This is a genomic window from Bacillus cereus G9842, assembly GCF_000021305.1.
Lineage (GTDB): Bacteria > Bacillota > Bacilli > Bacillales > Bacillaceae_G > Bacillus_A > Bacillus_A thuringiensis_S.
Genome location: NC_011772.1, coordinates 2,008,329 through 2,023,356, shown reverse-complemented (window position 1 = coordinate 2,023,356; position 15,028 = coordinate 2,008,329). Strand labels below are relative to the sequence as shown.

The window sequence follows — 15,028 nt, the reverse complement described above, 5'->3', positions numbered from 1 at the left end:
GCGGAAAAACCGCATAAAATCAATAAAGAAAAAATTCTTACTTGACACTCCCACCCCATCGCTATCAAACTAAGCTCATGTAACGTCAATTATAAGCGAAATTGTGTCTTTTTTCGCAAGTCTATATGTAGATGCTTTAAAGATTTGCATCCGAAATAACCCCTAATGCGTTTCCTTTTTTTGAATTAAACTGCTTGATTATCAGACATGGTACAATTGTAAACGACACCCAATATATCTAAGACTGTTTTCTTCTCATATCGATGGGATTTCCGTCCATCATTTATCGCCTCAAATCTATTCGTTTTTGCACGTATATTCAAAACAAAATATATGACAAATAAATAACGACAGTTACTGTAACAATGCTGAAAAGTGTTGAAAATAAAACGATTTGTGCATGTAGTTCAGGCTCTATTTGATACTCCATAGCAATGGTTGATGTATTTCTTGAAGTAGGAAAAGAACTTGCAATAAATAATGATTGTGCAACAATACCATCAATGTTTAGTAGATAGATCATGGCAAGTGCTAATAATGGTCCTATCAGTAACCTTCCAATTAAAGCCCATGTTATGACTCGATGGAAAAAATTAAGCTTAATGTTAGATAATTGCGCTCCTAGCAATATGATTGCTATTGCAACAAAACTATTCGCAAGCTGATTAAGAGGTAGAAAGATAGAATTAGGTATTTGAATTTTAAAAGATTGAAAGAGAACCCCTAATACAAGCGCATGAAGTACAGGCAGTCTTAGAAATGATTGAATAATACTTCCGATTGTTTTTGTTGCTGATAGTAAGTTATATATCCCATATGAATAAGTTAAAAGATTCTGGAAAATCACAATAAAAATTTGAATGGAAACCCCCACTGGATTGTGACTGAAAATCAATTGACTTACTGGTAATCCATAATTACCGGAATTCATTAACGAAATACTATTTTTTAGAGCTGCACTTTCTCCTTTTTCTAACTTTAATGTTTTTGAAATGAAATGACTTACTATGATCAGACTCAAACTATAAAGCATTAAATAGTATATTATCTGGAGCAACAAACCTGTCTCTATACTAATATCATATATATTCATAAATACAGCCGCTGGCATCAAGCAATAAGTAATAAGTGTAGATAGCTGCTTTAAGTTAAATTGGAACTTCCTTTGTAAAATTGCACCAATTAGCAGCAATATTAATATTGGTAATATTACGTCTAATATAATAAAAATAATCATTTAAAACCTCATTCTACATATATTTTAGTTGGATTAAACGCTCTCTTTTCTTTAACATATCAAATATGACTCATAAAGAAAATTATAGATTATTTATACAAATTCATAACTTTATCTTATTGAACTAAACTGTATTCTTTAGTTTAAGTGTACTTTTTTCACAATATCCGTTAGCCTTACCAAAAAATCTTGCCCTAAAAAAATCTGATACTGCAGTTACTATGCGAAGAATACTTACATCAATTCCATACTTGTCGCTTGAGTCACCTAACACACCTGATACTTGTTTATCTTGAGTGGACTTATATTTTTTTCATCTAAACATCCCGATTCAATTAAATATTTGCATTCTAAAAATGAGTTCGATCTTTAGAATAGATTTAAGATTTCCTTAACTAATCTGCCCTTTAATTAAATAACTTTTGACATCTATATTTTAAAATAAAATTCCATCAACCTTCTGTTTTTCATTTTAAAAGCACATTCTTATAGAAAACAAGCGTTTGTTGAGATAGCAATAAAAACATGTTGAAGCCTATTACTAAAAGAACCATCCCAAAATACTTTGGGATGGTTCTTTTTCCTTATTAATGATTCTTTAACATCACTAACAATTTCTCTTGGCTATACATCCATACTGTAATGATTAAACAAGCAAGTGCGACTTCTGATAACGCCATAAATCCAATTGCATAATGACCTGTTAATTGAAATAGTAATGTTAAAATTAGTGGCGGGAAGAATCCTCCTAGTCCGCCTAAAGCTGAAACGAGCCCATTTACAATACCGGCTTGTTCTGAGAAGTACATTGGAACGAGTTTGAAGATTGTACCATTTCCAATCCCTGCACAAAATGCGACTAGTAGGCAACCAAATGTATACACGTTCATACTAGGCATAAATGATAAAATAATACCTGAAAGTGTTAAACCGATAAATACGAAGATTAATATTTTAAATGGATTAAACTTATCACCGAGCCAACCACCAATCGGGCGCATAATTGTTGCGAGTACAATGAATCCGGCTGTCCGCATACCTGCATCTACTTTTTCTAATCCGAAGTGAGATACTAAAAAGTTTGGTAAGTATACTGTAAATGCGACAAATGATCCGAATGTTAAAAAGTAAAAGATACATAAAAACCAAAGTTTTTCATTTTTATATACACCTTTTATTTGTTCCATTAATGGTGTATTCACCTTTTTCTCCTTACGATCACCTAATAAAAAGTTCATAAGTGCAAATGCTGCAAGTAAAACTAAATAACATTGTACTGTCGTTCTCCAACCAACTGAAGTTGCGATAACAGGTGCTAAAAACGAAGTGATTGCTGTTCCGGCGTTACCGACACCGTAAATACCATTTACAAAACCGTGGCTCTCTTTCGGAAAGTATTTTGGTAAAGAAGTTACCCCTACTGAGAATACAGCTCCACCAATTCCTACAAATAATCCACCAATAATTAAATCCATCATAGAATTGGCAACACTAATATAAAAGACAGGAAATAATAATAGAATAAAACTAATAAAGAATAATTTTCTTGCTCCGAAACGATTTGTCCAATAGCCAATTGGAATACGAAGAACAGAACCTAAAATAACCGGTACTGCTGTTACCATAGAAATTTGTCCCGCAGTTAATGGAATATCCGCTTTAATATAAGGCATTAATGATGATAAAATAACCCATACCATAAAACCGATAACTAGATTAGAAGTTTGTAAACTTAATTGAAAATTAGGACCTTTCATCCTGTTCCCTCCTATGTATGCATAGTTATATTCATTCCCTCCAGCCTAATCACGTCCTAACATGATTAGGCTGAAAAGAATCAACCACCACTTACTGGCGGAATCATTGCTATGACATCGCCAGTTTGAATGATATCATCCTCATTTGCATACTCTTCATTTATAGCGACCATTATCTCACTTGAAATTGCTACGTTGTATTTCGTAATAAGGACTTCCTTTAGTTCAGCAACCGTAATATTTTCACAACCTATGTGTAATGCTGACTTACTTACTTCTTCTTGTAAATGTGCAAATAATAGTACTTCAATCATATTCTCATCTCCTTTCCAGGCTCACCATTTGCATACGCTACCTTCTCTAACTGATCACCTATCCATGACTCACCATCTTTCCAAAACTCTTTCTTCCATATTGGAACAATTTGTTTTATACGCTCCATAATATATTCGTTCGCCTCATAGGCAGCTTTCCGGTGTGGTGTAGAAACAGCGACGACAACAGCAAGATCAGAAATTTGTAATGTACCAATGCGATGTGTAATGGCGACATTTGTCCCAGGCCACATCTCTCCTACTTCGGTGCCAATTCTCTTAAGCTGTTTCTCCGCCATTGACTTATATGCTACATACTCTAAATATAGCGTACGACGGCCTTTCGTAAATTCTCTAACAGTACCAATGAAAGTCGCAACTGCGCCACATTCACGACGAATTACTTTGTTTGTAACTTCTTCAATTGAAATAGGTGTATCAATTACTTCATAATACGTATGTGCCATCTTGCACCTCTTATCTTTGTATAAGTTAGCAATCTATTTTTCTATTATTTGTATGATCGAAGTGGTTCTTCCCACGGCCACTCACTTCCGGCGCTTGATTCTAATAACAGTACCGAGACAGTTATTCCTGCTTTAAATCCTCTCGTTCCTCCCGGCAGGACGATACATGCATTCGCCCCTGCAAGTGAAGAAATTGCACTAGATTTGTCTAAACCAACTGGTGTAGCTTGCAATGTTCCATCTACAATTTCCACTTTCCCTCGTACAAAACGAGTAAATGGGTTTGCTTTCAGAAAGTCTTTCTGTAATATTGCCTCTGTACGATATACGTGCGAATCTTTTCTATGCAAATATGTTCCAATGACTGGCCGAACATATAATTCACAACCGACATAACAAGCTGAAGGATTACCAGATAGACCAAATAATAGTTTTCCTTCTAGCTCAGCTACAGTTGTCACACTTCCTGGTCGCATCGCTATTTTGTTGAAAAGCACATTAGCTCGTAATTCCTCATAAATAGCAGGTAAATAGTCATAGTCTCCTACCGAAACGCCACCAGTTGTAATTAAAATATCGACTTCTTTTATCGCTTTTTTCACAGTGTTATAACACGTCTCAAAATCGTCAGCGAATTGTCCATAATACTGTACAACTCCGCCCGCTCGTTCAACTTGAGCAGCTATCATATAGGAGTTACTATTTCGAATCTTCCCTGGCTTTAATTGTTCATGTACTTCAAGCAGTTCGCTTCCTGTCGTTACAATTCCGATAACCGGCTGTTTTACAACGTAAACGGTACTATAACCAAACGTAGAAAGAAGCGCCACTACTCCAGGGTTAATAACAGTCCCTTTTTTCACAAGGATGGTATTTTGTTTTACATCTTCACCTTTAAAAGAAATGTTATCCCCAGCAATAAAGGAGCGTTTCAATTTCATATAAGTCTTTTCACTTTCTTCAAATCCTTCAGTTAGCTCTAACATAACAACTGCATTACATCCGGCTGGAATTGCGGCACCTGTCATAATACGGAAAGTTTGAAATGGTTTCACTTCTTCTGGAAAAACAAAACCTGCTCCAATTTCGCCAATCACTTCAAACTGAATGGGGTTACTACTACTCGCTTCTTTTGTATCTTCTGCTCGAATCGCAAACCCGTCGTATGGAGAGCGATCAAAGTGAGGGACATCATGATCTGCAATAACATCTTCTCCAAGAATTCTTCCGTAACTTTCTATAAGAGAAACCTTTTCTATTTCACCTTGATGAGCGTATTTCATTACACGTGCCACTGCTTCTGCCACCGGAATTGGTATACGTTTTTCTAACATTCTTTTTCACCTCGTTTTAATAAGGGGCAACGCTCTTTCTGTTCATCCTATATATTTTGCGTATAATCGTTTTGCTATTTTCACATCATTTGTTCCATGAATAAATGCCCTACCGTCTGTAAATAAAACGAAACGATATTCATCAATTAGAAATGATAGTAAGTAAGGCGTTTTTTGGACATGTACACTTTTTTGTAATCGTTTTTGAATTTCGTTTAAATTAAGATCTCTCTTTATTCCTGAACGGATTTGAACTGTATTCCGTCCGCATAGCACTTCCGTTTTCATCTGCGCTTCAAATGCTAGACTTGGATACGTTCGTGATTTCCCACAAGATGGACATGTACTTTTTTTCTGTCTATTTACTTTTAATGAAAGATATTGATTGTTCCAAATATCAAATGATAACATCGTTCCTCTTAACGACTCATAATCATCCACCAATATTTTCATCGCCTCTGTTACTTGGTGAGCAACGACCATTTGTACAGCTGGCTGAATGATTCCGGCTGTATCGCATGTTGCACCGCCCATAGGATGATCCATTAGACAGCGAAAACATGGTGTTTTCCCAGGAAGAATTGTATACGTTACACCGTAACTTCCAATGCATCCACCATATATCCAAGGTATATTTTCTTTTTGTGAAATGTCATTTATAAGTAGGCGCGTATCGAAATTGTCAGTCGCATCTATGATGAGATCCACTTCTTTTGTTAACTCTTCTATTTCTTGCATTGTGACATCCGTTACAACTGGTACAATTTTCACTTCAGAATTAATCTTCCTTACATGTTCTGCCGCTGCAATTGCTTTCGGTTTGCATTGCTGCGCATCTTCTTCTATGTATAACTGTTGCCGCTGTAAATTACTCCATTCCACGTAGTCACGGTCAGCGATTGTCAATTTCCCAATTCCCATCCTAACGAGTGTTTCTGCATTCGCAGCTCCTAATGCACCTGCACCAATTAGGAGCACATGCTTTTCTCTTATTTTTCTTTGTCCTATTTCACCAATTCCAGAAAACAATATTTGCCTTGCATATCGCTCTTGCATAGGGAATCCTCCTCTCACTATCCGCCAATGTAGGACATTTCAACTTTTGGACGTTGATTTGTACTTTCCGCCGTTCTTTCATCTGAATATCGATCTGTTCTATATCGCCATGTATGTTGTAAAATTTTTAATAGTGATGCATCAGAAATATTTCCTCGAAGAAGCGTTCGCAAATCCGTTCCTTTCGTTCCAAATAGACACGTGAAAAACTTGCCGTCTGCCGAGATACGAGCTCTCGTACAAGAAGAACAAAATGACTCAGATACTGAAGTAATAAACCCAACTTCTGCATCGCTCCCTACATATCGATACAATTTCGCAACTTCTCCAAAGTAACGAGGCTGAGCGGGCTCAACTGGATATACGCGATTAATCTTCTCTATTAATTGTTCCTTCGTAATAACTTGTTCAAAGTTCCAGTCGTTTGTACTGCCCACATCCATAAACTCTATAAAACGGAGCTGAATGTCTTGTTCTTTAAAATAACGAGCCATACGAAGAATTTGACTATCATTCATTCCTTTTTTTACGACCATATTTACCTTTACTTCTAATCCAGCAGCCTTTGCTGCTTCAATTCCTTTCAGTACAGGTTTTGTATTTACATTTCGTCCATTAATTTTTTTGAAGACATAATCCTCTATCGCATCTAAACTAATATTTACACGTTTTAATCCCGCTTCTTTTAACGCCTTTGCTTGTTTTGCTAAATGAATACCGTTTGTTGTGAGTCCAATATCTTTTAAGCCTTCTAGCTTTGCAAGTCTTGCAATTAACATCGGTAAGTCTTTACGCAATAACGGTTCACCGCCAGTAAGCCTAATTTTATTGACTCCCAGACTTATAAATAATCTCGCTAATCTTTCTATTTCATCAAACGTTAATAAAAGCTCTTCCTGTAAAAAAGCGTAATCAGGTCCGAACACTTCAGCAGGCATACAGTATGTACACCTAAAATTACAACGATCAATAACTGAAATACGTAAATCTTGAAGTGGCCGTTCTAAAGAATCTTTCATGTTCTCGTGCATCTATATCCCTTCTTTTCTGCTGTAATCCTTAGTAAGCTTTCATTTTTTTATTTGCCTTCATTATAAAAAAGAAGCTACATATTCAATGTGACTTTTCTCACATTACTTTCCCCATTCAAAAATTCTTCACAAATCCGTTCGAATTTTGTTCACATCTTTAATCTCATCCACTTTGTCTATTGAATTTTTCAAACTAAAAATTGAAAATCACTTCCCCCTTACGGTCATTGAAATTTCAATGTATTTTTAAAATAGCTCTTGCATTTTCATCATACTTACACTCAAAATAGGAAATGTATTGCTTATAAGAAGAAAGGTGATCACTGTGGCAAACAGTATGACATTATCTCAAGATTTAAAAGAATTACTTGCATCTGTTGAATATAAAATGCAAATTAAAAAAGGTAGTTTTATTTTTCAAGAAGGTATGGAGGCAACAGAGCTCTATATCATCCACTCAGGAAAAGTACAAATTAGTAAATTAAGTGCTGACGGGCAAGAATTAACACTCCGTATTTGTTCGGCATACGACATTATTGGAGAATTAACATTATTCACGGACAATGCGAAGTATTTATTAAATTCAAAATGCCTTGAAGATGTTGAAGTAGGGGTTATAAAGCGTGAAACCTTAGAAAAAGCATTGCTCCAAAAACCCGCACTTGTATTTGAATTTATGAAATGGATTAGTGAACATTTAAGAAGAATGCAAACGAAGTTCCGAGATTTAGTATTACACGGCAAAAAAGGTGCCCTGTATTCTACTCTTATACGAATGACAAATAGTTACGGTGTATTAAAAGAAAATGGGATTCTCATCGATTTACCATTAACGAATCAAGAACTTGCTAATTTCTGTGCAACTTCACGTGAAAGTGTAAATCGAATGTTAAATGAATTAAAAAAGCAAGGTACAATTTCTATTCATAAAGGAAAGATTACAATCCACGATTTACAATTTTTAAAATGTGAAATTGCTTGTGAAGATTGCTCTGCCTCTGTTTGTAGCATTGATTAGCATCTTATTTAGATGCTAATCTTTTTTCAATTTAAGCTACTTATTAACGGTTATTCCCTATATAAACAAAAACGAGGCCTTCCATATTAGACCTCGTTTCGTTTTAACCATTAGCTCCTATCCGTTTACAGCAGTATTATTTTTTCAACTCATTAGGAATACGTCTTCTGTAAATTACATAACTACGGCTTACATATTTAATTGGGGCACTAAATACATGTACAAGTCTTGTAAATGGCCATACTGCGAATAAACCCATTCCTGCAAGAATATGAATTTTAAACCATACTGGTACTTCCATCATATATTCAACTTTCGGTTGGAGAATAAAGAGACTTCGGAACCAAGGGCCAATCGTTGTACGATAATCAAATCCTTTTGAATCTATATTTAAAAATGTTGAAGAAAGTCCTGCTAGCATTACGATAAGTAATAAAATAAGCGCAATATAATCTCCCTTTGTACTCGTTGCAATGATACGCTTTACTGTTACACGGCGGTACGTTAATATAATTAAACCGATAATAGAAGCAATACCTGCCGGAAGCCCAAAACTAATTGCTACTACATGATACATATGCTCAGAAATACCTATTGAACGATATACAGCTTCTGGAATTAAAATCCCCATAACATGGCCGCCAATTACGAACATGATCCCAAAGTGGAATAATAGACTTCCGACCCGGAGCATCTTCTTTTCTAATAGTTCACTAGATTTTGATGTCCATCCAAATTGATCATAGTTGTATCTAAAAATATGTCCACCGATAAAGATCGCAAAAATGATATAGGGAAACAATACCCAAAGAAATTGATCCATCATTTTGACAACGCTCCTTTCTAATTTGTCTGTACACCCCATGTTTCGATAGCGAGTAGCACAGACGCAAGAATTGGTTCATACATACTACCCGCTTCTTTTAATTGAACATGTAATGCTTGTATATTTTCCGTGTATTTACTCATAATTGGTTCACTGTCTTGCTCATTTGCATTTGCAAAAAACTCAAGTAAAAGTGGTAAATAGTCAGGTAGTTCTTTATCTGTTACGCTAAAACCTGATTTTTTATAATGTTGTTTTAACTCTAGTAATTCAATACCTCTTTCTCTTTGTTCACCAGTGTTCATATAAGTAAGATACATATTTGTTTTCTTCCCAAAATCGAATGTATATACGTAACTATCAATGAATTGATCATTCGTTTTATCTAGCGCTTGCTTTATAAAGCCTGTAAGTGACGCTTTAACGTCTTCTTGTTCTATTGTTTCAACCTCTTCTTGCAATTCAGTTAAAGCTTCTCTCCACCCTAGTTCAGGATAGGAGAGAAGAAAAGAAGAACAAGAAAAAGCTGTTTGTAAACTTTGTTTCATAATTTTCTGCCCCCTTTATTTAAGAAATTGTCATACAAGAGCCTGGACCACCTGTGAATGATAAACCACAGCTTCCTTGTTCGCTATATAAATCTGCCACTTGTTCACGGTGAGATGTCGGAATAACGAAGCGATCTTTATATTTCGCGATAGCAAGAAGACGATACATATCTTCTACATCCTGTTTCGTTAAACCAAGTTCTTTTAATACAGCTTCATTTGGCTCTTTATTAATTTGAAGTGCTCTCATATGCGTTCGCATAACAGCCATTTTCTTCAATGTAAGACGAATGTGTGATTCATCCCCCGCAGTGAGTAAATTCGCTAAATATTGAATTGGAATACGCATATTATCAATAGCAGGGAAAATCTCTTCTGCTTGCCAGTTACTACCTTTTCCCTCCACCATATTCATAATCGGGCTAAGCGGCGGGATATACCAAACCATTGGCATTGTACGATACTCTGGGTGAAGAGGTAGAGCAATTTTCCAATCGATAATCATTTTATAAATTGGCGATTGTTGCGCCGCTTTAATCCATTCTTCAGGAATTCCTTGTTTTTTCGCTTCAGCTGCCACTTCTGGATCATTTGGATCTAGAAAAACAGTAAGCTGAGATTCATATAAATCTTTTTCGTCTTCAACAGAAGCTGCTTCTTTTACTTTGTCAGCGTCATATAGCATTACCCCAATATACCGAATACGTCCTACACATGTTTCCGAACAAATCGTTGGCATACCCGCTTCAATACGTGGGAAACACATTGTACATTTTTCAGCTTTATTCGTTTGCCAGTTAAAATACACTTTTTTATATGGACAAGATGATACGCAGAATCTCCATGCGCGACATGCATTTTGATCGACAAGAACAATCCCATCTTCTTCACGTTTATACATCGCACCAGATGGACAAGATGATACGCACGAGGGATTCATACAATGTTCGCATATGCGTGGTAAATACATCATAAAGACGTTTTCAAAATCTGTTTTAATTTCTTCTTCCATTTTCTTTACGTTCGGATCTTGCAATCCTGTTATATGTCCGCCTGCTAAATCATCTTCCCAGTTTGGACCCCATTCAATTTTGTCGATAAATTCGCCTGTAATTGCTGATTTCGGACGAGCAACTGGTTGATGCTTACGTTGCGGACTATTTGTTAACGTTTCATAATCATAATTCCAAGGTTCAAAATAATCATCAATTGTTGGTTGATCTGGATTGTGGAAAATGTTCATAAGACGTTTCATTTTCGAACCAGATTTCAGCTGAATTTCACCATTTTTCAATTCCCAACCGCCTTTATATTTCTCCTGATCTTCCCATTGTTTCGGATAACCAATTCCAGGCTTCGTTTCTACGTTATTGAAGTACATATATTCAGCACCTGGACGATTTGTCCAGGTGTTTTTGCACGTTACGCTACAAGTATGGCAGCCGATGCATTTATCTAGATTCATTATCATTCCGACTTGTGCTTTAATCTTCAAGCCAATCTACCTCCTTCAGTTTGCGAATTACAACGTTTAAGTCACGCTGGTTCCCAGTCGGACCGTAATAGTTAAATCCATAACTTAATTGACCATATCCACCAATCATATGTGTCGGTTTTACGTGAATTCGAGTTGGACTATTATGCGTTCCCCCGCGGTTACTTGTTAATTTCGTACCAGGTACGTTAATGTGACGATCTTGTGCATGGTGCATAAACGCCATTCCTCTCGGTATACGATGCGTTACAACAGCACGGGCTACAACAACACCGTTACGATTAAAGCACTCAATCCAATCATTATCTGCTACACCAGCTTCTTCAGCATCCTCTTTATTCATCCAAACAGTTGGACCACCTCTAAACAGCGTTAACATCGGTAATGAATCGAAATACATACTATGAATGGACCACTTATTATGCGGCGTTAAATAATTTAACGTAATCTCTTTTCCTTCTACTTCAGGTCGTGATTTACGGAACGGTTTATGTTGCAGAATCGGTTTAAACGTTGCCATCGTTTCACCAAATTCTTTCATCATGTCATGATCTAAGTAGAAAGATTGTCGTCCAGTGATTGTTCTCCAAGGGATGAGGCGTTCCACATTTGTTGTAAACGGTGAGTAACGACGTCCACCTTTTTCAGAACCTGTAAAGGCCGGAGAAGTAATTACTGTTTTTGGCTGCGCTGTAATTTGTTCAAATGTGAAGCATTCTTCTTCACGTTCTTCTGCTAAATCACGTAATTTTAAATCCGTTTGTTTTTCAAGTGCTTCCCATGCTTTTACAGCCATATGACCATTTGTTGTAGAAGAAAGTGTTAATACCGCTTCAGCAGCATTGATTGCTTCTTTTATGTCTGGGCAACCTTTTGCAATAGAATCCGTTCGAACAACTCCTAATCGACTCTTTAATTGCTCATACTCTTTTTCTGCGGACCAAGAAATCCCTTTCGTACCAATCGGTTGTTTTCCCGCATTTGGTCCTAACGAAGTCATTTTGTCATAAATTGTTTTATAATCTCTTTCAACAACATGAATTTGTGGCATTGTTTTACCTGGTATTGGCTCACACTCACCTTTGCTCCAATCTTTAATCTTGCCAAGTGGTTGCGCTAATTCTTGCGGTGTATCGTGAAGAAGTGGCGTTGCAACAACTTCTTTCATTGGTTCAAGATCAATTTTCTTCGCTAAATCTGACACAGCTTTAGAAAGTGAAGTGAAAATATCCCAGTCAGAGCGCGCTTCCCACGGTGAACCGATTGCTGGATTAAATGGATGCACAAATGGATGCATATCTGTACTACTTAAATCATGTTTTTCGTACCAAGTTGAAGCAGGTAAGACGATATCAGAATAAAGCGCTGTTCCAGCCATACGGAAATCTAAGTTAATGAGTAAATCTAACTTCCCTTCTGGTGCTTCTTCATGCCATTTAATTTCTTCTGGTCGTAATGAATCACTATCGTCATTCATTAACCCGTTTGTTGTACCTAATAAATGTTTTAAGAAATATTCGTGTCCTTTACCAGAACTTGAAATTAAGTTCGCACGCCATACGAATAAGTTGCGCGGGAAGTTGTTTTTGTTATCTGGATCTTCAATCGCAAATTTTAGTTCTTTTTCTTTTAATCTTTGTGCAACATATTTTCCGATTTCTTCTTGCGTTGTTGCACCAGCAGCAACAGCTTCTTTATATAATTCAATCCCATTTTTCTCGAATGTCGGATACGAAGGTAGCCAGCCAAGTCGTGCCGCTAATACGTTGTAATCACCGTGATGTTGATAACGAGAGTTGCCTTCTACTGGTGATGCTAGATGTCCAACCGGTGTATCTTCATAGCGCCATTGATCTGTTACGAAATAGAAGAAAGATGTACCATTTTGTAATTTCGGTGGCCCTTGCCAATCTTTTGCCATCGCGATTGTTTGCCATCCTTCTGCTGGTCGTAATTTTTCTTGCCCAACATAATGCGCCCATCCCCCGCCGTTTACTCCTTGTGCTCCAACTAGAAGAACAAGATTTAAAACTGCGCGATAAATCGTATCAGAATTAAACCAATGGTTAATACCAGCTCCAACAATAATCATCGAGCGACCATTTGTATCAACGGCATTTTGTGCGAACTCACGAGCGATTTGAATAATTAGTTCTCGTTTCACTCCTGTCATTTTCTCTTGCCATGCAGGTGTAAACGGTACATCATCATTGAAGTCTTTCGGCTCTTGTCCGCCAAGCCCTCGGTTCACGCCGTAATTTGCTAACGTTAAGTCGTATACAGTTGTAACGAACACTTCGCCTTCTTCTGTCATAACCTTTTTCACTGGAATTGTACGTTCTAATACTTTGTTTCCATCATCAGAGAAGTACGGAATTTGTACAGTTCCAATCGATTCTTCCATTCCAAGTAAAGAAAGACGTGGGTCAATCTTTTCACCTGTTTCTTCATCTTCTAAACGCAAGTTCCATTTCTTTTCGTTATCCCAACGTGAGCCCATTGTGCCTTGAGGTGTTGCAAAATCATTCGTATTCTCGTTCCAAAGAACAGGCTTCCATTCTCCTAACTTCGTTTCGCGTCCAATATCAGAAGCGTTTAAGAAACGATCAGCAACGAATTGATCTCCTTTTTGTTTCAATGTGACAAAGAAAGGAAAATCAGTATATTGCTTCGCATACTTTGTGAAATATTCCACTTGATTATCTACGTAAAACTCTTGTAAGATCACATGCCCCATTGCCATCGCAAGTGCACCATCTGTACCTTGTTTTACACTAATCCAATCATCGGCAAACTTTGTAGATTCAGCGAAGTCAGGACTGACAGAAACGACTTTCGTTCCTTTATATCGAACCTCTGCTAAAAAGTGAGCATCTGGTGTTCTCGTCATCGGTACATTTGAACCCCATGTCATAATGTAACCAGAGTTATACCAGTCACTACTTTCTGGTACATCTGTTTGATCGCCCCAAATTTGAGGAGAAGCTGGTGGTAAATCTGCGTACCAATCATAGAAACTAAGCATTGGCCCGCCCATAAGTTGCATAAAACGACTACCAGCAGCATGACTTAACATCGACATAGCTGGAATTGGTGAAAAACCAACATTTCGGTCTGGACCGTATTTCATTACTGTGTAGAGTAATGAAGCAGAAACAAGTTGTAACACTTCATCCCAATTCGCACGAATGAATCCCCCTTTACCACGTGCCTGCTTATACTTGCGTGCTTTTTCAGGGTTTTCCACAATGCTTTTCCAAGCATCTAGTGGTGACTTGTTATTTTGTAATTCCTCTTGCCACATACTCCAAAGAACACCACGTACATACGGATATTTCACACGAAGTGGACTATAAATATACCAAGAAAAACTCGCTCCACGCGGACATCCTCGTGGTTCAAAATCAGGCATATCTGGACCTGTAGTTGGATAGTTAAGCTCCTGTCCTTCCCAAGTTACGATTCCATCTTTCACATATATATTCCAGCTACATGAACCAGTACAGTTCACACCATGTGTAGAACGAATTACTTTATCATGCTGCCAACGCTTTCTGTACACATTCTCCCATTCACGATCTTCATATGTTTCTTGAGTATGATTATCGTTATAACGATCTATTGGTGAAAAATATTTTAAACGTCTCATTAGTGCTGAAGGTTTCTTCTTCATACTGTTCACTCCTTTAATACGTCTCTCTTACATACCCTTACTATAAGAGAGGTTGTAAAATACAGATGTGACATTTCGCACAGTTCAAGAGATTGTCAAAAATTCAGTAGAAAATAAGTTTGTGAGAAAATCTTTTATTCCGTTTTGAAGGGTTATGATTAATCGTGATTATTAGGAGAATGGTATTTTGAGGTATCGACTATTTTGCAAAAGAAAAACGCAGGAGAAATTCCTACGTTTTTCTTTATAAATATATAAAAAAGAGTTTTGAT

The 15,028-nt window shown here is 36.8% G+C and carries 12 protein-coding genes; 1 reads left to right on the top strand and 11 read right to left on the bottom strand.

Going from position 1 to position 15,028, the window contains the following annotated elements:
- Positions 1-319: 319 nt before the first annotated feature.
- From BCG9842_RS10210 to moaA, 7 genes are all read right to left on the bottom strand, one after another.
- Complete coding sequence (locus BCG9842_RS10210; protein ID WP_000583193.1) at positions 320-1,237, bottom strand: AEC family transporter; 918 nt, start codon at positions 1,235-1,237, stop codon at positions 320-322.
- A 587-nt stretch (positions 1,238-1,824) separates the two neighbouring features.
- Positions 1,825-2,994, bottom strand: a complete 1,170-nt coding sequence (narK, locus tag BCG9842_RS10205) for a nitrate transporter NarK (protein WP_000678170.1) — start codon at positions 2,992-2,994, stop codon at positions 1,825-1,827.
- Between the two features lie 80 nt (positions 2,995-3,074).
- Entirely contained in the window at positions 3,075-3,308 is a 234-nt protein-coding gene (moaD, locus tag BCG9842_RS10200) for a molybdopterin converting factor subunit 1 (protein ID WP_000573687.1), read from the bottom strand.
- A complete protein-coding gene (locus BCG9842_RS10195) occupies positions 3,305-3,775 on the bottom strand; it encodes a molybdenum cofactor biosynthesis protein MoaE (RefSeq protein ID WP_000951544.1) in 471 nt (156 codons plus the stop codon). Before BCG9842_RS10195 ends, moaD begins: the two co-directional genes overlap by 4 nt.
- 44 nt (positions 3,776-3,819) lie before the next feature.
- A complete protein-coding gene (locus BCG9842_RS10190; RefSeq protein ID WP_000890796.1) occupies positions 3,820-5,109 on the bottom strand; it encodes a molybdopterin molybdotransferase MoeA in 1,290 nt (429 codons plus the stop codon).
- A 42-nt stretch (positions 5,110-5,151) separates the two neighbouring features.
- Positions 5,152-6,165, bottom strand: coding sequence for a molybdopterin-synthase adenylyltransferase MoeB (locus BCG9842_RS10185; RefSeq protein ID WP_001158062.1), 1,014 nt, complete (start codon positions 6,163-6,165; stop codon positions 5,152-5,154).
- A gap of 17 nt (positions 6,166-6,182) precedes the next feature.
- Positions 6,183-7,196 (bottom strand): GTP 3',8-cyclase MoaA, encoded by a 1,014-nt coding sequence (moaA, locus tag BCG9842_RS10180; protein ID WP_000545009.1) that lies wholly within the window; start codon positions 7,194-7,196, stop codon positions 6,183-6,185.
- Between the two features lie 325 nt (positions 7,197-7,521).
- Between moaA and BCG9842_RS10175 the strand changes: the two genes are divergently transcribed.
- Complete coding sequence (locus tag BCG9842_RS10175; protein ID WP_000013863.1) at positions 7,522-8,214, top strand: Crp/Fnr family transcriptional regulator; 693 nt, start codon at positions 7,522-7,524, stop codon at positions 8,212-8,214.
- 136 nt (positions 8,215-8,350) lie between these two features.
- Here the strand turns inward: BCG9842_RS10175 and narI are convergent, their stop codons facing one another.
- The 4 genes from narI to BCG9842_RS10155 are packed head-to-tail and all read right to left on the bottom strand — an operon-like array spanning position 8,351 to position 14,756.
- Positions 8,351-9,040: a respiratory nitrate reductase subunit gamma gene (gene narI / locus BCG9842_RS10170; protein ID WP_000969224.1), complete on the bottom strand. Its 690-nt coding sequence runs from the start codon at positions 9,038-9,040 to the stop codon at positions 8,351-8,353.
- Between the two features lie 17 nt (positions 9,041-9,057).
- Positions 9,058-9,588, bottom strand: coding sequence for a nitrate reductase molybdenum cofactor assembly chaperone (gene narJ, locus BCG9842_RS10165; protein ID WP_000814226.1), 531 nt, complete (start codon positions 9,586-9,588; stop codon positions 9,058-9,060).
- Between the two features lie 19 nt (positions 9,589-9,607).
- Positions 9,608-11,083, bottom strand: coding sequence for a nitrate reductase subunit beta (gene narH / locus BCG9842_RS10160; RefSeq protein ID WP_000692656.1), 1,476 nt, complete (start codon positions 11,081-11,083; stop codon positions 9,608-9,610).
- Positions 11,073-14,756, bottom strand: a complete 3,684-nt coding sequence (locus BCG9842_RS10155; RefSeq protein ID WP_000729100.1) for a nitrate reductase subunit alpha — start codon at positions 14,754-14,756, stop codon at positions 11,073-11,075. Before BCG9842_RS10155 ends, narH begins: the two co-directional genes overlap by 11 nt.
- Positions 14,757-15,028: the final 272 nt, after the last annotated feature.